Source organism: Corynebacterium pseudotuberculosis, from assembly GCF_002155265.1.
GTDB lineage: Bacteria > Actinomycetota > Actinomycetes > Mycobacteriales > Mycobacteriaceae > Corynebacterium > Corynebacterium pseudotuberculosis.
Window position 1 is genome coordinate 1,010,739 of record NZ_CP021251.1, and the last position, 17,021, is coordinate 1,027,759.

General features: G+C 51.3%; 18 protein-coding genes. 10 read left to right on the top strand and 8 right to left on the bottom strand.

Features of this window, described 5'->3' with window-relative positions; all coding sequences use genetic code 11:
- Positions 1 to 486: 486 nt before the first annotated feature.
- The 3 genes from CpATCC19410_RS10975 to CpATCC19410_RS04760 are packed head-to-tail and all read right to left on the bottom strand — an operon-like array spanning position 487 to position 2,644.
- Positions 487 to 1,119 (bottom strand): HAD-IC family P-type ATPase, encoded by a 633-nt coding sequence (locus tag CpATCC19410_RS10975; protein WP_306486305.1) that lies wholly within the window; start codon positions 1,117 to 1,119, stop codon positions 487 to 489.
- A complete protein-coding gene (locus tag CpATCC19410_RS04755) occupies positions 1,023 to 2,249 on the bottom strand; it encodes a heavy metal translocating P-type ATPase (protein WP_013242533.1) in 1,227 nt (408 codons plus the stop codon). The genes CpATCC19410_RS10975 and CpATCC19410_RS04755 overlap by 97 nt, the downstream gene beginning before the upstream one ends.
- A complete protein-coding gene (locus CpATCC19410_RS04760) occupies positions 2,246 to 2,644 on the bottom strand; it encodes an ArsR/SmtB family transcription factor (RefSeq protein WP_013242532.1) in 399 nt (132 codons plus the stop codon). Before CpATCC19410_RS04760 ends, CpATCC19410_RS04755 begins: the two co-directional genes overlap by 4 nt.
- 84 nt (positions 2,645 to 2,728) lie before the next feature.
- On the opposite strand from CpATCC19410_RS04760, the gene CpATCC19410_RS04765 reads away from it, so the two are divergent.
- Both CpATCC19410_RS04765 and CpATCC19410_RS04770 read left to right on the top strand, forming a co-directional pair.
- Entirely contained in the window at positions 2,729 to 3,145 is a 417-nt protein-coding gene (locus tag CpATCC19410_RS04765) for a hypothetical protein (protein ID WP_013242531.1), read from the top strand.
- Positions 3,146 to 3,226: 81 nt separating this feature from the next.
- Positions 3,227 to 3,661 carry a pyridoxamine 5'-phosphate oxidase family protein gene (locus tag CpATCC19410_RS04770; RefSeq protein ID WP_013242530.1) on the top strand — a complete coding sequence of 145 codons (435 nt, stop codon included), beginning with the start codon at positions 3,227 to 3,229 and terminating at the stop codon, positions 3,659 to 3,661.
- Positions 3,662 to 3,672: 11 nt separating this feature from the next.
- Here CpATCC19410_RS04770 and nadE read toward each other — a convergent pair whose 3' ends face one another.
- Complete coding sequence (gene nadE / locus CpATCC19410_RS04775) at positions 3,673 to 4,503, bottom strand: NAD(+) synthase (protein WP_014401351.1); 831 nt, start codon at positions 4,501 to 4,503, stop codon at positions 3,673 to 3,675.
- 234 nt (positions 4,504 to 4,737) lie between these two features.
- On the opposite strand from nadE, the gene ykgO reads away from it, so the two are divergent.
- From ykgO to nrdE, 4 genes are all read left to right on the top strand, one after another.
- Positions 4,738 to 4,860 (top strand): type B 50S ribosomal protein L36, encoded by a 123-nt coding sequence (ykgO, locus tag CpATCC19410_RS04780; RefSeq protein ID WP_003852698.1) that lies wholly within the window; start codon positions 4,738 to 4,740, stop codon positions 4,858 to 4,860.
- A 480-nt stretch (positions 4,861 to 5,340) separates the two neighbouring features.
- Positions 5,341 to 5,574, top strand: a complete 234-nt coding sequence (gene nrdH / locus CpATCC19410_RS04785) for a glutaredoxin-like protein NrdH (protein WP_013242528.1) — start codon at positions 5,341 to 5,343, stop codon at positions 5,572 to 5,574.
- Positions 5,575 to 5,699: 125 nt separating this feature from the next.
- On the top strand, positions 5,700 to 6,137 hold the full coding sequence (nrdI, locus tag CpATCC19410_RS04790; protein WP_013242527.1) for a class Ib ribonucleoside-diphosphate reductase assembly flavoprotein NrdI: 438 nt from the start codon (positions 5,700 to 5,702) through the stop codon (positions 6,135 to 6,137).
- A gap of 150 nt (positions 6,138 to 6,287) precedes the next feature.
- Entirely contained in the window at positions 6,288 to 8,447 is a 2,160-nt protein-coding gene (gene nrdE / locus CpATCC19410_RS04795; RefSeq protein ID WP_013242526.1) for a class 1b ribonucleoside-diphosphate reductase subunit alpha, read from the top strand.
- A 72-nt stretch (positions 8,448 to 8,519) separates the two neighbouring features.
- Here nrdE and CpATCC19410_RS04800 read toward each other — a convergent pair whose 3' ends face one another.
- Positions 8,520 to 9,005 carry a ferritin gene (locus CpATCC19410_RS04800; protein ID WP_014367533.1) on the bottom strand — a complete coding sequence of 162 codons (486 nt, stop codon included), beginning with the start codon at positions 9,003 to 9,005 and terminating at the stop codon, positions 8,520 to 8,522.
- A 409-nt stretch (positions 9,006 to 9,414) separates the two neighbouring features.
- Between CpATCC19410_RS04800 and nrdF the strand changes: the two genes are divergently transcribed.
- Both nrdF and ctaD read left to right on the top strand, forming a co-directional pair.
- On the top strand, positions 9,415 to 10,437 hold the full coding sequence (gene nrdF / locus CpATCC19410_RS04805; RefSeq protein WP_042437289.1) for a class 1b ribonucleoside-diphosphate reductase subunit beta: 1,023 nt from the start codon (positions 9,415 to 9,417) through the stop codon (positions 10,435 to 10,437).
- 468 nt (positions 10,438 to 10,905) lie between these two features.
- Positions 10,906 to 12,627 (top strand): aa3-type cytochrome oxidase subunit I, encoded by a 1,722-nt coding sequence (ctaD, locus tag CpATCC19410_RS04815; protein WP_013242523.1) that lies wholly within the window; start codon positions 10,906 to 10,908, stop codon positions 12,625 to 12,627.
- A gap of 196 nt (positions 12,628 to 12,823) precedes the next feature.
- Here the strand turns inward: ctaD and CpATCC19410_RS04820 are convergent, their stop codons facing one another.
- Together CpATCC19410_RS04820 and CpATCC19410_RS04825 are read right to left on the bottom strand one after the other, a co-directional pair.
- Positions 12,824 to 13,459 carry a hypothetical protein gene (locus CpATCC19410_RS04820; protein ID WP_014300909.1) on the bottom strand — a complete coding sequence of 212 codons (636 nt, stop codon included), beginning with the start codon at positions 13,457 to 13,459 and terminating at the stop codon, positions 12,824 to 12,826.
- Positions 13,460 to 13,760: 301 nt separating this feature from the next.
- Entirely contained in the window at positions 13,761 to 13,907 is a 147-nt protein-coding gene (locus tag CpATCC19410_RS04825; RefSeq protein WP_013242522.1) for a hypothetical protein, read from the bottom strand.
- A gap of 411 nt (positions 13,908 to 14,318) precedes the next feature.
- Here CpATCC19410_RS04825 and CpATCC19410_RS04830 point away from each other — a divergent pair, with 411 nt between their 5' ends.
- The gene (locus CpATCC19410_RS04830; protein WP_014522462.1) at positions 14,319 to 14,822 is read left to right on the top strand and encodes a helix-turn-helix domain-containing protein; all 504 of its coding nucleotides are present in this window, start codon (positions 14,319 to 14,321) and stop codon (positions 14,820 to 14,822) included.
- 399 nt (positions 14,823 to 15,221) lie between these two features.
- On the top strand, positions 15,222 to 16,505 hold the full coding sequence (gene serB / locus CpATCC19410_RS04835; protein WP_013242521.1) for a phosphoserine phosphatase SerB: 1,284 nt from the start codon (positions 15,222 to 15,224) through the stop codon (positions 16,503 to 16,505).
- Here the strand turns inward: serB and CpATCC19410_RS04840 are convergent.
- A complete protein-coding gene (locus CpATCC19410_RS04840) occupies positions 16,502 to 16,999 on the bottom strand; it encodes a GNAT family N-acetyltransferase (RefSeq protein ID WP_014401346.1) in 498 nt (165 codons plus the stop codon). The two genes, serB and CpATCC19410_RS04840, sit on opposite strands and share 4 nt — an antisense overlap.
- Between the last annotated feature and the right edge of the window lie 22 nt (positions 17,000 to 17,021).

Here is a 17,021-nt window from a genome sequence, read left to right on the forward strand (position 1 = left end):
GGAGGACGAAGCCGCTTAGCGCGACGGCTATCCATGCAAGTATCAGTTTTAACGTGAATTTTTTCCGAGGGGGCGGAGGTGAACTGCCGAGCATTATGTAAAACCTTCGTTACATATATGGTCGTTTTAGCGACCGTGCATTGTATTCAAATTTTTGGTAAAAGCTAGTTCAGGGCTACTTTATACATTGACCTGCAAGGGGAAGATTATCTGCATGTTAGCCAGCGCGTGCCTTTTGTTGCGTGCGTCTCACCCGCAGGAGTGCACCTTTGAGGTCCCCCCTGTTTTTATGAAATGGTCACCTTTTTGTGCATGTTCTTCCAAGTCTCTACTGAGGCCACCGCCGCCCCAACTCCCAAGTGATAGCTCCAGAATGCGGGCCGTGCGGTTTTTCGGCGAGCCGGTAGTCTTTGGAAGAGTCGAGTATTTTGGGCTACGAATCGATCGCGGAAATACCATCCCGCGTCGTCCAACCCCACGAGCCCCCTAGCGCCGCCGCGGGATGAGCCGAGCTGAGTTGAGGATAAAAGCAGTTTCTGAACCAACATGGATGAATGCTGCAAATACGGGGGAGAGCAGTCCATACGCGGCAAGGATCATTCCAAGAATGTCAACGGCAAGAGTGCCGATGAAGTTGAACATGATGATTTTTCGGGCACGTTTGGCCACGTGGACAGTGTGCGCAAGGTCGTTGAGATCAGAGCTAATGAGGACCACGTCTGAGCTCTCTTGAGCGATATCGGTGCCTGATCCTATGGCGATCCCCACGGTGGCATGCGCTAGAGCGGGTGCGTCGTTGACTCCGTCGCCGATCATTGCAATCGTGCGTCCGGCAGCGCGTTGGGCGTCGATAATAGCGAGTTTGTCGTCGGGGAGCAACCCTGCGTGGACTTCGTCGATACCTAGCTCGGTTGCGACGGCCCGTGCCGCGATCTCCTGGTCGCCGGTGAGCATCATGGTTCGTAGTCCGAGTTTCTTCAGCCCCGCAATGGCGGATTGTGCGGAGTCGCGGATGGCATCAGCTAAGAGAATCGTGCCTGCATAGTGTCCGTCGATGCTGATGTGAACGGCAGTAGCGGAACCGTGGGCATCAATCGTATCCGGCGCACCTGATACCAGGGAACGGTTGCCTGCGCGCGAACATATGCGACCACGGCCTGCCCCAGCGGATGCTCGGAATAAGATTCAGCTGTTCCAGCCAGCGTAAGCAGCTCTTCGCGGTCAATGCTTGTCGACGGCACGACCTCCACGACCGTAGGGACGCCGGTGGTAAGCGTTCCTGTTTTATCAAAAATGATTGTATCGACGCTAGAAAGCGCCTCAAGATGGGCGCCGTCTTTGATAAACGCTCCATTTCTGGCGATGCGGGCGATGGCGGCTAAGACTGCGAGAGGCGTACCGGCGGCAATGCCGCAAGCGCCAGCGACCACTACCACTGCAATCGTGGCCTTGAGATCGTGGGTAATAAGGTATGTAAGCACAGCACTGAATAAGGCAAAATACACTAGCCATGCTGCTAGTTTGTCGGCGAGTCTTTGCGCTGGCGGCTCGGTCGATTGGGCCTGTTCTACTGCTGCGATGATTCGTCCATAGGAGGACTCTGTTCCTACTTTTTGCGCACGGATCTCGACCACGCCGACCTGGTTGACTGAACCGGCGAATACCGAATCGCCGACCGTAATATCTACGGGAAGGGGTTCTCCGGTGATACGCGATTGGTCAGCACTTGATTTGCCGGAAACAACGGTTCCGTCAACTGGTATGCGCCCGCCTGGTGACACGACCACAGTGTCCCCTGCAACTACCTCATGCAAAGGCACTAAGGTGACCTCGTCGCCCTCATCGCCACGTCGGACTTGCACGGTCTCGGGGAGGAACGTCATAAGGTCCGTCAAGGCCTCACGGCCGCGATCCAGGGAGAGATCCTCCAGTATCTCTGCTGCCAGGGCGAATACAGTGATAACCAATGCTGTTATCCACTCGCCAATAGCGGCCGATGCGACAATTGCGATAAACATGGATAGCTCCATGCTCATTTTTCGCTGGAGCAGATCCTTGAACGCCTCGAGTGCGATCGGCCAGCAGCCTACTATCAGGCCAAGAAAAGCGATGGCTGGGAGCATCGGCCGTGGCCAGGTTAACCCTAGGATAAGAGCTACGGCGCAGAGCGCGACGAATATGACCCGAGCGAGGTCTTTATGATCAATGCGTTGCCATAAGCTACGCATTTCTGTTGAGGTGGTACTCATCGCAGAGCACCAGGGGGCGTGGCATCAGCAGTAATAGAGCCGTCAGAGTTTCGATGATGAGCTGGGGCGGTATTTACTACGCATCGCTGAGCGTGGAATACGGCGAGCGTCACAAGTTCGCGCGCGTGGGCGTCGATAAGCCGATAAAACACTCGATTGCCATCTTGACGAGCCTCGACGATCTTGCCCCAGCGTAGTTTTGCCAGGTGTTGTGAGGTGGTCGTGGGGGATTTACCGATTTCTTCAGCTAGCTCGTTGACGGATTTTTCTGCATCCCTCAACGCCAGAATGATCCGCACGCGTGTGGCGTCCGAGAGCAACGTGAATACCTCAGCGGCAAAGTTTGCGTAGTGGCTTTCCTGATTGAATGTGCATTTCTTAGTATCTTCACTCATGCTTAGATACTAAGGTTTATGGCGGGGGTCGGCAACCCTTGTGTGTCTGTGTTCTGGATTTATAGGTATGCGACAATAAACCGCATGTACGGTGAGAGAGCCATATCGCGGGAGAATGTTGAAAGACTGACGCAGCTGCTGATTTCCGGCGAGGCGTTACATTGGATACGCGAGTTTGAGACCTACCGCTCCGGGCTGGCAAACGTTGATGAACACGAGCGGCCGGATAAAAGGACGACCATTTTTGTAGACGCCGCGGATCTCGTGTGGGCGTGGATTTCAGAGCCAGGGGAGAAGGGGTTCCGTAGCTACGCGCAAGAGCTGATTGCTCGCGAGTTGGAGCAGGAAACCACAAAAACCGCAGATTGTGCCGAGTTGGCAGCCCTGTGGTCGGAATCGCAGATGGCTGTTTTGTCTCAGGTCGTGGACCAATGGGAGTTTAATAACCCGCCATTCGTCGGGATGGTTGATGGAGACGGCGGAGTTGTTCGCTGTTTCTAAGCCACCCCTAGATGTGACTAATATAATTTCAGTTAGATAAAGGCCGCCCTTTTTTATTGTGTCGCTGGGATCATAGGTGGCATGGATAACAATTCTGAGGCGATAAGGGTATTAGGGCAGGACGAAATCATAGAAAGGCTCCGCGGCGAGCCTGTTGGCCGGATCGTAGTTCGGCGTAAAGACGATATGGATATCTTTCCGGTGAATTACGTCGTAGATACTTCGCAGGGAGGGCCGCGTATTTATTTACGTACGGCGGAGGGCACAAAACTGTTTACCGTGAACCTAAACCCCCAGGTGCTCTTTGAGGTTGATCATTTTAATGAAGAATCTGGTTGGTCTGTGGTTGTTCGCGGCACTGCGTATGTGGTGAAAGACACTGCTGAAATTCACCATGCAGAGTCTCTTGATCTGCGCCCATGGCTGCCGACATTAAAATACAATTTTATTTGTATTCCCTGCATAGAGTTATCGGGACGCGCATTTACTTTTGGTGAAGAGCCGGAACGCTACTAGCGGTAATAAGCTTATCGGCGCCACCACGTATCGCCTGGTTCTACCGGTAGATGGCGCTTATGCTCGCCGATTTTCCATAAGTGTTCGATGCGGGCGGCGGCTTTCTCGGATACTTCGCCGGAGCCTTCGATGTATGTATCAATGTCGGAGTAAGTTACTCCGAGGGCGACCTCGTCGGGAAGCGCGGGGCGCTCTTCCTCCAGGTCTGCGGTGGGGACTTTGAGCCATGTGGAATCGGGGGCGTTAAGGGCTTGTAAAAGCTGCGCCCCTTGACGCTTAGATAATCCCGCGAGTGGGAGGATATCGGCTGCGCCATCGCCAAATTTGGTAAAAAATCCCGTGACATTTTCGGCGGCATGATCGGTGCCAATAACTAGGAGCCCCTTTTCGCCGGCCAAAGCGTACTGTGCGATCATTCTTTGGCGTACTTTTACATTTCCTTTATTAAAGTCATTGAGCGTTTCTAACCCCAGGGCTTGTGCAACATCTGCTGCGCAAGCATCTGTGGCGGGTTTGATGTTAATGGTGACGCTGTGATCTGGTCGGATGAATGCGAGAGCGATGCGGGCGTCCTCCTCGTCTGCCTGGACGCCGTACGGTAGTCTGATCGCCCAGAACTCTGCAGGGTACCCTTCTTTTCGTAGTTTCTCTACGGCTAATTGGGCTAAGCGTCCCGCCAGGGTCGAGTCCTGTCCTCCAGAGATGCCGAGGGCAAAACCTCGCGCGCCGGATGCGGAAAGATATTGCGCTAGGAAATCCACGCGCGCCGTAATTTCTTCAGCCGGATCGATGGCTGATCGGGTGCGGAGTCGGTTCTTGATGGTGTCGCGTAGTGTGTCCATGGTGCCATCTTAGTTTTTCTCCCGGCGAGTGCTGTGCGGAAGAGAAAATGAGGTGAGATCAGCGGATCGGAGGGAGCTGGGCGCTAGAGTTTGGTATTTACGTGCTGGGTACGATAACATCATTCCTCGTGTCATGGCAGGTTTTCCTCCTGTGTGAAAGCACGTGAGTGGGAAAATGCCCAAATAACCGTGAAGCCTCTCTATGGCTTTTCTTGGAGAAGAAAGGAGCGCCCGATGAAGGTCCGCAAATCCCTTCGGTCGCTGAAGAACAAGCCGGGCGCTCAGGTTGTCCGTCGCCGCGGCAAAGTTTACGTGATCAACAAGAAGGATCCTCGTTTCAAGGCTCGCCAGGGCTAGGATATTTTTTATAGACGACCACCTTTCGGGGTGGTCGTTTTGCTATGTCTGGGGTCTGGCTAGGGTTCTCCCGCGGGACACTGCGTAGCTCTATAACTTTTCTATAACGAAAAATTTTTTATGGGGGGATGAGCTGGCCTTATGTCAGTTGGGAAAAATTTTGTTGTAACTTTTGATCAATCGGTATGGAGGGTGACCCGCTAGATGTAGTGGCGGGGGCAAATGCCGTGCTGGGAATTCCCTTGATGTAACTACTATATATTGTGCCTGTTGCGTATTTTAACCACTAAGTATAGTGTCTTCTTGTGTCGCCGGAACGGCTCGGAGAACAGCGGAAATAGATAATTTCCGCCCGTATCCCCTCTGCTGTGGTGCTGCTTGCATAGAACACCGCATGTTCTCCGGGTGACAACGTTAGGTTGTTAATTAAGCCGTTTCGGTCCTAGGGACCGTTTGCTCAAGATTTAGGAATTGTGCGCCATGTCGATCACCGTCTACACCAAGCCAGCTTGCGTTCAATGCAATGCCACCAAAAAAGCTCTCGATCGTGCAGGACTTGATTACACGCTCGTAGATATCAGCATCGACGATGAGGCCCGCGACTATGTGATGGCTCTTGGTTACCTCCAGGCCCCGGTCGTTGAAGTGAATGGCGAGCACTGGTCAGGCTTCCGTCCTGAGCGCATCAGCTCGCTGGTGGCGCAGGTCGCCTAATGACTTTCTCCTCTGCACGCCGCAAGGGGGTCAGAGACTTCTAAGAAAGCCCGAGCGAGACAACAGGTCTTGCTTGGGCTTTTTACATAAGAGCAAGCACGCAATGTTGAGGAAGGCAGCTGGAGATGCTCGTCGTCTATTTTTCTTCTGCAACGGAGAACACAAAGAGGTTTGTGCAGAAACTAGGTTTTCCTGCCAAACGAATCCCATTGCATAAGTCTTCCCCTGAGTTGGTTGTGGATGAACCCTACGTATTGGTGTGTCCCACGTATGGCGGGGGAGCGTCGATAAGCGGTGGTAATACACGGCCAGTTCCAGCCCAAGTGATCCGCTTCCTTAACAATGAGCACAATAGAAGTCTGCTGCGTGCGGTTATCGCGGGAGGCAACTCTAACTTCGGCCTTGATTTTGGCAAAGCTGGGGACACGATCGCAGCTAAATGTAAGGTGCCCTATGTCTATCGCTTTGAGCTTTTGGGTACGGATGAAGACGTTCGTCTGGTGCGCGATGGCTTGCTTGGTAACGCGGCTGCGCTAGGCCTCCTCCCCGAACCGGTGGCTTAAAACAAGGGGACACCAGTTTCCGTAGACTCGTGGAGTCCCCGCCATGTAATACTCGCCTTCTCTGTGAGGACTGACTCCGAGAAGACTCTAATTTCATAACATTTTCTATATCCGCACATCACCATTATTTGAAAAGGTAAAGGTTTCTTCGTGTCGCAATCTTTGGGAAAACACGTTGCTGAGCCGGTGTCTCGCACCGAACAACTCGACTACCATGCGCTTAACGCGCTACTCAATCTTTATAACGCGGATGGAAAGATCCAGTTTGATAAGGATCGTGAAGCTGCCAATCAGTTCTTCCTGCAGCATGTTAACCAAAACACCGTCTTTTTCCACGATCTTGAGGAAAAGATTGAGTATTTGGTTGAGAACAACTACTACGAGCCCGGAATTATTGAGAAGTACGAGTTCGCGTTTATCAAGGACCTCTTTAAGCAGGCGTATGCCCACAAGTTCCGTTTTAAGTCATTCCTTGGCGCATATAAGTACTACACCTCCTACACGCTAAAGACTTTCGACGGCCGCCGTTATCTTGAGCGCTTTGAGGACCGCGTATGCATGGTGGCGCTTACGCTTGCCGACGGCGACCAGAACCTTGCTCGTAACCTCGTCGATGAGATCATGACTGGTCGATTCCAGCCTGCTACCCCTACCTTCCTTAACTCCGGCAAAGCACAGCGCGGTGAGCCCGTATCCTGCTTCCTGCTGCGTATCGAGGACAACATGGAGTCCATCGGGCGTTCCATTAACTCTGCACTGCAGCTGTCCAAGCGAGGCGGCGGCGTTGCCCTGCTCCTAAGCAATCTGCGCGAGGCGGGCGCGCCAATTAAAAAGATTGAGAATCAATCTTCCGGCGTTATCCCAGTGATGAAATTGCTTGAAGACTCTTTCTCCTACGCAAATCAGCTTGGTGCGCGCCAGGGTGCAGGTGCTGTGTATCTCAACGCACACCACCCAGACATCCTTAATTTCCTGGACACTAAGCGCGAAAATGCAGATGAAAAAATCCGTATCAAGACGCTTTCACTAGGCGTAGTGATTCCGGATATCACTTTTGAGCTGGCTAAGCGTAACGACGACATGTACCTGTTCAGTCCCTATGACGTTGAGCGGGTCTACGGTAAAGCTTTTGCAGATATCTCTGTTAGCGAGCACTATGCGGAGATGGTTGAGGATCCTAGGATTCGCAAGAGCAAGATCAATGCGCGTGAGTTCTTCCAGACCATCGCAGAGATTCAATTTGAATCTGGTTATCCGTACATCATGTTCGAGGACACAGTGAATAAGGCAAACCCCATCGAGGGGCGAGTGAACATGTCTAATCTCTGTTCCGAGATCCTTCAGGTTAATACGCCATCTCTGTTTAACGATGATCTTACGTATGAGGAAGTCGGCGAAGACATTTCTTGTAACTTGGGTTCATTGAACATTGCGATGACAATGGACTCGCCGGACTTTGCCAAGACCATTGAGACAGCGATCCGCGGGCTCACTGCCGTCTCCGAACAGACCGCTATTAACTCGGTTCCGTCGATCCGTAAAGGTAACGACGCCGCGCATGCTATCGGGCTTGGTCAGATGAATCTCCACGGCTATCTTGGCCGCGAGCACATTTATTATGGCTCTGAAGAGGGGCTCGACTTTACCAACGCTTACTTTGCCGCTGTTCTCTACCAATGCTTGGTAGCCTCCAACAAACTGGCTCGCGAGCGTGGACGTACTTTTGTTGGCTTTGAGACCTCCAAGTACGCGACTGGCGAGTACTTTGATGGTTTTGACCCTGCGGATTTTGCGCCGAAGACCGAAAAGGTAGCAAAGATTTTTGCTGATTCTTCGATCTATACGCCTACGGCCGCCGATTGGGCAGATCTTAAAGACTCTGTGGCTGCTCATGGTCTCTATAACCGTTATCTTCAGGCGGTACCACCGACGGGATCGATTTCTTATATCAATCACTCAACCTCTTCTATCCACCCAATCGCATCCAAGATTGAGATTAGGAAAGAAGGCAAGATCGGTCGCGTTTATTATCCAGCGCCCCATATGGATAATGAGAACCTTGATTACTTTGCGGATGCCTATGAGATTGGCTTTGAAAAAGTCATTGATACGTATGCCGTAGCGACGAAGTATGTTGATCAGGGGTTGTCATTGACATTGTTCTTTAAAGACAGTGCGACTACTCGGGATATTAACCGTGCACAGATTTATGCTTGGAGAAAAGGCATCAAGACCTTGTACTACATCCGTTTGCGGCAGGTAGCGCTGATGGGAACTGAAGTAGAAGGCTGCGTAAGCTGCATGCTCTAACTGAATAATGGGGATGGCCCCACCACTTTGTGGTGGGGCCATCCCCATTATTATAAGCGTGCGTTGAACGGCTTAGCGCTCGGCGAGCTCGGCGTCGATACGCAAGATTCCGGAGCCGGTATCGGCGATGCGCAGGCGGTCCAGGATCTCCTTGACGTTTGCTTCCTCTTCAATCTGCTCTTCCAGGAAGCGGTCGATGAGGGGGCGTGAGTCGTAATCCTTCACGGAGTCTGCAATCTCTGCGAGCTCGCGGATCATGGCGGTGACCTTCTGCTCATGTGCGAGGGAAGCCTCAAAAGCTTCGACTGCGGAATTAGCATCGAGCTTTGGCGGTGCGATGTCGCCGATCTGAGGGCGGTAGTCGCGGTCAAGAAGGTGCTTGGAGAACTGAGCTGCGTGGTCCAGTTCTTCCTTGTGCTGAGCCTGCATCCAGTTGCGCATTCCGGTGAGGGAAAGATCATCCAGGATGTAGGAAAGCTGAAGATAAACCATGGAAGCTTCAAGTTCAGCGGTGATCTGGTTGTTTAGTGCTGCTGCTAGTTTTTCGTTGATACTCATGGAAGCGATACTAAGCAGCAATATTGGATGTGTCATCTTAAGTTAGCCCAGCATAACAGGGATTTTTCTTGTTGGGTTGCCTAACTTAATGATAGAAATTTTGTCGAGTGGTGAGATGCTACTGAAAGTGAAATGAAAAGCTAGAAGGTGGTAAAGGCCACATTTTTTGAGTGGCCAGCTTAAACGGTTACCTAAAATCAACTTAGGGTAAGCCATCCTATGGGGCAGCAATATTGTGTGATTAAGATAACATTATTGACTATTTCTGGACGATTGATCATCTCTTGAAAGATGGGACTCATAGAGCCTTTTGATTTACTGTGGGGTAGAGTCGACGGGTAATAAGTCGCCCTGGATCTGTGTATCGGGCTAGCTGTTGTGTGTTGAAAACGGCATGCTTGGTTGCCTGATGGGTGATGAATCCCCAAGTAGGAAAGGTGAAACGGTGGAGTCTTACGATTCTTATCTCGAATCACATAAAAAACCGGTCTCTGCGATTAACTGGAATAGCATTCCTGATGAAAAGGATCTTGAGGTATGGGACCGGTTGACCGGTAACTTCTGGCTTCCTGAAAAAGTTCCGGTCTCTAATGATCTGAAGAGCTGGGGAACTCTCAATGACCTGGAGAAGACCACGACCATGCGGGTCTTTACCGGTTTGACCATGCTGGACACTATCCAGGGGACGGTGGGTGCCGTTTCCATGATCCCGGATGCTATTACTCCGCATGAGGAGGCTGTGTATACCAATATTGCCTTCATGGAAAGCGTTCATGCTAAGTCTTATTCCAATATCTTTATGACGCTCGCCTCCACTAAAGAGATTAATGAGGCATTCCGTTGGTCTGAAGAGAATGAGAACCTTCAGAAAAAAGCCAAAATTGTTCTTTCCTACTATGAGGGTGCTGACCCGCTGAAGCGGAAGGTAGCCTCGACGCTTCTGGAGTCATTCCTATTCTATTCAGGCTTTTATCTGCCCATGTACTGGTCGAGCCATGCCAAGCTGACTAATACGGCGGATATTATTCGACTGATTATCCGTGACGAGGCTGTGCATGGCTACTACATCGGATACAAGTATCAGCAGGCGGTCAGGGAGCAAACGCCGGAGCGTCAGGAAGAATTAAAGGAGTATACGTTCGACCTCCTCTATGATCTCTATGATAACGAGATTCAATACACTGAAGATCTTTACGACGATCTAGGCTGGACGGAAGACGTAAAGCGCTTCTTGCGGTATAACGCAAACAAGGCGCTTAATAACTTGGGCTATGAGGGGTTGTTCCCTGCCGACGAGTGCAAAGTTTCGCCAGCAATTCTTTCGGCTCTGTCGCCTAATGCCGATGAGAATCATGATTTCTTCTCTGGATCTGGTTCCTCCTATGTAATTGGCAAGGCTGAAAACACTACAGACGACGACTGGGACTTCTAATAGAAAAAGTTAGAAAACCGCCGCACAAAATTCTTAGGGGATTCCTCTTGTGCGGCGGTTTTGCTTATGAGGGAAGGGGTGATTGGGGCCTGGGCGTGCGAGGTCTTTAAGGGGAATGCTCTGGGGCGGAAAGGGTGAACTGACACTCTATTCATCCTTTGGATTGATAACCGCTGGGGGTGAGGTAGGGGAGCTTGTGGGGGTGATGTATAAATACGTACCTACTTTGCTATGTGGTGCGTATCACTGGAACTATCTGGAAAATGCCGTATTTTTAGCAGAATTGATTGTTTAGTTTTGTAAAACCCCAGATAGGCATTTCGTTTTGCAGGTCATCGCGCATAAACTTAGCTGAATTCCAGCCCGCTGTGGCTGGCTTACATACTTACGCTGCCATAAGATGGGGCAGTGTAAATTTAGTCGTCTTCGTCACTTAAGGCGAGGCGGCTCACAAGTCAGGAGGATCGTATGACCGCTGTGGCGCCGAGGCTCGAGGATTACTCTGAGCCAACAAGGCCCGCGCCGACCGGCGGTGCCCGCAAGGGCACTCTGGCCTGGAAAATGCTAACCACCACCGATCACAAGCAATTGGGCATCATGTACATCATCATGTCCTTTGTGTTCTTCTTCCTTGGTGGACTTATGGCACTGCTTATCCGTGCGGAGCTTTTCTCGCCGGGGCTGCAGTATCTTTCAAACGAGCAGTTCAACCAGCTATTCACTATGCACGGCACAGTGATGCTGCTTCTGTTTGGTACTCCCATCGTGTGGGGCTTTGCTAACTACATCCTGCCACTGCAGATCGGCGCGCCGGATGTTGCATTCCCTCGCCTCAATGCTTTTGGTTTCTGGGTCACCATGATTGGCGCAGCTGCTATGCTCTCGGGCTTCCTCACCCCTGGCGGCGCTGCGGACTTCGGTTGGACAATGTACCTACCGCTGGCAGACTCTATTCACTCCCCGGGTATCGGCTCGGATATGTGGATCGTTGGCGTTGGTGCAACTGGTGTGGGCACGATTTCCTCCGCTATCAACATGATCACCACGATCCTTTGCATGCGCGCTCCTGGCATGACCATGTTCCGCATGCCAATTTTCTGCTGGAACATCTTTGTTGCTTCGGTTCTGGTCCTTATGATCTTCCCGCTCTTGACTGCTGCAGCCCTGGGCGTGTTGTATGACCGTAAACTCGGCGGGCATCTCTTTGATCCGGGTAACGGTGGCGCCATCATGTGGCAGCACCTGTTCTGGTTCTTCGGGCACCCTGAGGTATATGTTCTCGCGCTTCCGTTCTTTGGAATCGTCTCTGAAATCGTTCCAGTGTTTGCGCGTAAGCCAATGTTCGGCTACATCGGCCTGGTATTTGCAACGCTATCCATCGGATCGCTCTCCATGGCAGTGTGGGCACACCACATGTTTGTTACCGGTGCCATCCTGCTTCCATTCTTCTCCTTTATGACCTTCTTGATCTCGGTTCCTACCGGCGTGAAGTTCTTCAACTGGCTTGGAACAATGTGGAAGGGTCACGTCTCTTGGGAAACCCCGATGACCTGGACTATGGGCTTCCTGGTCACCTTCCTCTTCGGCGGGCTTACCGGCATCATGCTGGCTTCCCCTCCGCTAGATTTCCACATCTCTGATACATACTTTGTGGTTGCGCACTTCCACTACACCTTGTTCGGTACCGTAGTGTTTGCTTCCTTCGCTGGTGTGTATTTCTGGTTCCCCAAGATGACCGGACGCATGCTTGACGAGCGCCTGGGCAAGATTCACTTCTGGATTACCTTTGTAGGCTTCCATGGAACCTTCTTGGTGCAGCACTGGTTGGGCAATGAGGGCATGCCACGCCGTTATGCTGACTACCTTGATTCCGACGGTTTTACCACGCTGAACCAGATCTCTACGATCTTCTCGTTCCTACTCGGAATGTCTGTTCTGCCGTTTATCTGGAACGTTATCAAGTCTTGGCGTTACGGAGAGGTAGTTACTGTAGATGACCCATGGGGCTACGGAAACTCCTTGGAGTGGGCGACCTCCTGCCCGCCGCCGCGCCACAACTTTACTTCGCTGCCACGTATTCGTTCTGAGCGTCCTGCATTTGAGCTTCATTATCCGCATATGGTTGAGCGGATGCGTCGTGAAGCACACGTAGGGCATCACGTGGAGCCGGTCACTGTAAAGGCCAAATAAGCGCAGTAGCGGCTGATTACTCTCTGACTTAAGTCGAGGCCTAGAAAGCTAGGCCTCGACTTTTTATTGTGAGCGTTGGTTTAGTGCTAGCAGCTTTCTTATGCGTATGGCGCCTGTTTAAGAACAGGCGCCATACGCATACATGCATGTTGGTTAGAAGTTAGTCAAAGCGATTGCAGAGTTTATTTGTGTGGCTCTACCGGCTGAAAAATGAAGTAATAGACCGAAGAAAGCCAGCTAGCCAAGGGAAGAAATGCGACAGGGGAGACCAGCTATACGTAATTCCTGGGGAAATGGTACATACGGGGGTTGCCGTACCTGAATTGCTTATTGGATAGTTCGGGCCATCTGGGATGCCTCGATTAGTCAGATCTTGTTCTGTAATAGTGTGATTGTAGGTAACCGTTACAGAGTCTCCCCGTCCGAGAATGAAATTCCTCTTTTGATCGGTGTTTGACCATGCGTAAATAGGGTTGGGCTTAATGGTAACGCCTACTCCATTTCTCACCGATAACGGGTCATCAACAAGGTAAGCGTTTCCTTCCTCCTTTGGGTAAGTAGCATCAGCATTATTGCTATAGCTGTTGTTGGTGACTTTGAACTGGACTTTGACTGTGTCGCCCAGGTTTGGTTTAGCGCGTAGCCACCGAGGGACGCGGCTCTGATCTTTGTCTTTTAGATGAACAGACTGGATGGCTACGGAGAAGCCTTCACATTTTTTGAACAGCCACGGTTTTGTAATGGGGTCGCTTTCTTGAGCTGTTGCAGGTATTGAGGCAGTGGCCAATGAAGTGGTTAATGCCATGCAGAGAAAAAGTTTCGATTTTTTCATATTAAAGCCTTATGGACTGGGAACTTTCGCAAAAGCATATCATCGGCTCAGTTTTAAATAAACGGATAATCAGTTTATTTTTCTATTTTCTTAAGTTATGGGGTAGGGGATGAAGGTGTGGGGGAGGCGTTTTGGGCTTAATCCAGGCACTATGATGAAACTGCCTCCGTATGCGGAGGCAGGAAATGAAAATAGACTGAAAAACACGCAAGCTAGGTTCCATTTAGATGGATTTTTGCGAAGTTTGTTGGTTCCACACCGCGCTGCAAGCGGTTCTAGCTCTTTAATCTTTGTGCTATACCTAGCTGCCCCGCGTCAAAGTTTCAACGTATTTGCGGTCAAAGGTTTCAGGGGGAGTATCTGGTTCCTTATCTTGTGATGAAGCATTTGCAGCCGCATGGTCAAGTGTTGGTGTGACCTGCTCGGTAGTGTTTTCTGCTCGATCCATGATGTAAATTCTCCTGGGATTTATTTTTTGGGGGTAGCACAAAACCCCACCACCTTCACAGGGTGAACTGCTCCCCATTGGTTGGACTGAGAAATCAGTTACCGACTAGTGGGGAGTAGTTTTCTTTGAGAGCACGAAGTTCGTTGAGCGAGTATCAGCGCGAGCAGTTGGTGGAGTGTTTCGAGCAGGGTAAGTAGTGGGGTTTTCTTGTTGTGCGCTGGTGCCCTCACTGGTGTCTGGTTCCATGACATAGTTCCGCTATGTCCCGCGACATCCTTCCACATTCCACCCCACTGATGTGCCACAACATCGTTCCTGTTGTCCACACCTTCAGTCACTGATCGAAGTTTTTGACCCAGCACCGCCGTGCCGAATGTCTCGAGACATACTTCCGCTCTTAGCGTGCCAACCATGGCGAAGAAGCACACCTTCAACAAAGTCATCATCGACACCATCCACGCAACCGGAATAACCCACACCCAAGCGGCCGAGATGTTCGGGGTCAGCACAAGATGGATCAGAGAGCTCCTTCATCGATACAACACCGGCGGGTACCAAGCCCTCGAGCCACAATCTCGCTGCCCACACACCAGCCCACGCGCTATCACCGACGACATCATAGATTCAGCGGGAAAAGTAAGCCTGCGATGGGCAGGAGAATCCGAAAAGCTCTACATCGGAACCCGCTACGCCGGAATGCCCATCATTCTCGTCTGTCTCAACAACAAGATCACCGCAGTGAACCCCGAAACAACAGAAATCCTCGGAAGATATCTACTCGAAAAAGGACGCAGTTACCACCGCAACCTACTGAAAGATCCGCACCAACCGAACCCTGACAAAAAGAAAAGTCTCGAGACATCAAATAGGAACGATGTCTCGAGACTTCACAGAAAAGCGCCATCAGGGACTTGAACCCCGAACCCACTGGTGAACTACCTCCGCGTGCGCGGAGAAAAGAACCAGACGGATCAGCATACATACCCAACACCGGAACTACCTCCGCGTGCGCGGAGAAAAGCTAACTCACCTGCACTTTTACTCCTCGGAAAGGGCTAAAACAGCCCAAACTGCGTTTGGAATCATCGCATTAACCCCTCGTCGGTGGTGTGAAAGTGCACTTTTTATTAGACCATGATTGTCCTGGGAGGACCTATTACTCACCCCCACAATGAGCAGAGCAAGCACCAGACTTGAGGGTACGAAACTTAATAGATGCTCAAGATATGTATTCGTTGTTAGGAAAGTAAACAGCATCGCTAAACAGGGGGAGCGTCGGGAGGAATTGAAGGGCTTTCGTGCAACAATAGATCGGTGATTGAACTGGACCAGCCTCAAGTAACTGTTAGTCTTCGCCCAGAGTTAACCCCGGCTGTTATTACGATCTCCGGCCAGGATCGGCAAGGGGTGTCGGCAGCAGCTTTTCGTGTTTTGGCCGCTAATGGTGTGCAAATTCTTGATGTTGAGCAGTCTCAGTTTCGAGGTTTTCTAGGGTTAGCGGTTTTCGCAGGGGTCGAGGCTTCAAAGGTAGAAATTTTGGAGATCGGGCTCAAGGAGACTCTGAAGACGTATGGGCAGAATGTGAAGATCGAGTTGCAAGAAGTTGCTCAGTCTTCACGTCCACGTTCTACTCATGAGGTGGTCATTCTGGGGAACCCTGTGGAAGCTCATGATTTGTCGCGCGTAGCGCAGACTTTGGCCAACTTTGACGCGAATATCGATACGATCCGTGGCATTTCTGATTATCCAGTCACTGGCCTTGAACTGAAAATTACTGTTGCCAAGCGTGAACCAGGTGCGGCTATGCCTCTGCGAAAAGCCTTGGCTGAGCTCACGGCGGAGCTGGGTGTAGATATCGCGATTGAGCGAGCAGGGCTTTTACGACGCTCTAAGCGTCTCATTTGTTTTGATTGTGATTCCACGCTTATCACTGGCGAGGTGATCGAGATGCTTGCAGCACATGCCGGTCGGGAAAAAGAGGTGGCCGAAGTCACAGAGCGAGCGATGAGCGGTGAGCTGGATTTTGAAGAATCGCTGAGGGAACGGGTCAAAGCCTTAGCAGGTCTCGATGCTAGCGTCATCGGTGAGGTTGCTGATTCCATAGAGCTGACCCCGGGGGCCAGGACAACCATTCGAACCCTGAAACGGCTGGGGTACAAGACTGCGGTGGTATCAGGCGGTTTTATCCAGGTTCTGGAAGAGCTCGCTGAAGACCTTGGGCTGGATTATGTCCGTGCCAACACCTTGGAGGTCGTAGACGGGAAGCTTACTGGCCGTGTGATCGGGAAGATCGTCGATAGGGCTGCTAAGGCAGAATTTTTGGAGGAGTTCGCCCGGGAATCAGGCATAGAAATGCATCAGACCGTTGCAGTGGGCGATGGCGCAAATGATATTGACATGATCTCTGCTGCCGGTTTGGGCATTGCTTTCAACGCTAAGCCGGCATTGCGGGAGATCGCTGACACCTCTGTCAACTCCCCATTTTTGGATGAGGTGCTTCATATGCTCGGAATTACTAGAGCCGATATTGATGCCGCAGATGACTCAGAGGGAAAGATTCGTAGAGTTCCGCTGCCTCAACAGAAAAATGAGTATTAAGAGTGGTATTCATCGGCGAGTAAGGAGTAGACCATGGTGTCCTGGCTCGAGTCTATGAGAATGAACCCCGCTTTTTCTGCGACACGTTGGCTGGCTTTGTTCTGGGAATCTGCTTGTAGCTCGATACGACGAACTGAGCGCGAGAACGCATAATCCACGGCGAGTAGAAGTGCTGAGGTCATTAGTCCTTGTCCACGTGCCCATGGGGCAGTCATGTACCCCACATTCATGGCGTTATGCTCTGTGGCAAGCGAGCGTAGCTCAATTTGCCCGCAGAAGCGATCGCTTGTGGGAACTGTAATCACCCATCGCAGATTATCGTGCTCAGTTTTGATAAATTCTTCTGCCATAGCAAAGGTGTAGTTCGCAGGAACTGTCGTGTACTTCTGAGTCAGCGGATCTCTACAGGTGGCAGTGAGGTCATGAGCGTCGGAAAGCAGCAAAGGCCGTAGTTTAACGGAGTCGTTGCTCAGGGTTGGAACGTGAGCTGTCATGGTTAATCCTTTCCCTGGTTTA

Excerpts from the sequence above, each read along its gene's own strand:
- CpATCC19410_RS04755 (WP_013242533.1), bottom strand. The coding sequence starts at position 2,249 with ATGAGTACCACCTCAACAGAAATGCGTAGCTTATGGCAACGCATTGAT.
- CpATCC19410_RS04760 (WP_013242532.1), bottom strand. The coding sequence starts at position 2,644 with ATGAGTGAAGATACTAAGAAATGCACATTCAATCAGGAAAGCCACTAC.
- CpATCC19410_RS04765 (WP_013242531.1), top strand. The coding sequence starts at position 2,729 with ATGTACGGTGAGAGAGCCATATCGCGGGAGAATGTTGAAAGACTGACG.
- CpATCC19410_RS04770 (WP_013242530.1), top strand. The coding sequence starts at position 3,227 with ATGGATAACAATTCTGAGGCGATAAGGGTATTAGGGCAGGACGAAATC.
- nadE (WP_014401351.1), bottom strand. The coding sequence starts at position 4,503 with ATGGACACACTACGCGACACCATCAAGAACCGACTCCGCACCCGATCA.
- ykgO (WP_003852698.1), top strand. The coding sequence starts at position 4,738 with ATGAAGGTCCGCAAATCCCTTCGGTCGCTGAAGAACAAGCCGGGCGCT.
- nrdH (WP_013242528.1), top strand. The coding sequence starts at position 5,341 with ATGTCGATCACCGTCTACACCAAGCCAGCTTGCGTTCAATGCAATGCC.
- nrdI (WP_013242527.1), top strand. The coding sequence starts at position 5,700 with ATGCTCGTCGTCTATTTTTCTTCTGCAACGGAGAACACAAAGAGGTTT.
- CpATCC19410_RS04800 (WP_014367533.1), bottom strand. The coding sequence starts at position 9,005 with ATGAGTATCAACGAAAAACTAGCAGCAGCACTAAACAACCAGATCACC.
- nrdF (WP_042437289.1), top strand. The coding sequence starts at position 9,415 with ATGGGTGATGAATCCCCAAGTAGGAAAGGTGAAACGGTGGAGTCTTAC.
- ctaD (WP_013242523.1), top strand. The coding sequence starts at position 10,906 with ATGACCGCTGTGGCGCCGAGGCTCGAGGATTACTCTGAGCCAACAAGG.
- CpATCC19410_RS04820 (WP_014300909.1), bottom strand. The coding sequence starts at position 13,459 with ATGAAAAAATCGAAACTTTTTCTCTGCATGGCATTAACCACTTCATTG.
- CpATCC19410_RS04825 (WP_013242522.1), bottom strand. The coding sequence starts at position 13,907 with ATGGATCGAGCAGAAAACACTACCGAGCAGGTCACACCAACACTTGAC.
- CpATCC19410_RS04830 (WP_014522462.1), top strand. The coding sequence starts at position 14,319 with ATGGCGAAGAAGCACACCTTCAACAAAGTCATCATCGACACCATCCAC.
- CpATCC19410_RS04840 (WP_014401346.1), bottom strand. The coding sequence starts at position 16,999 with ATGACAGCTCACGTTCCAACCCTGAGCAACGACTCCGTTAAACTACGG.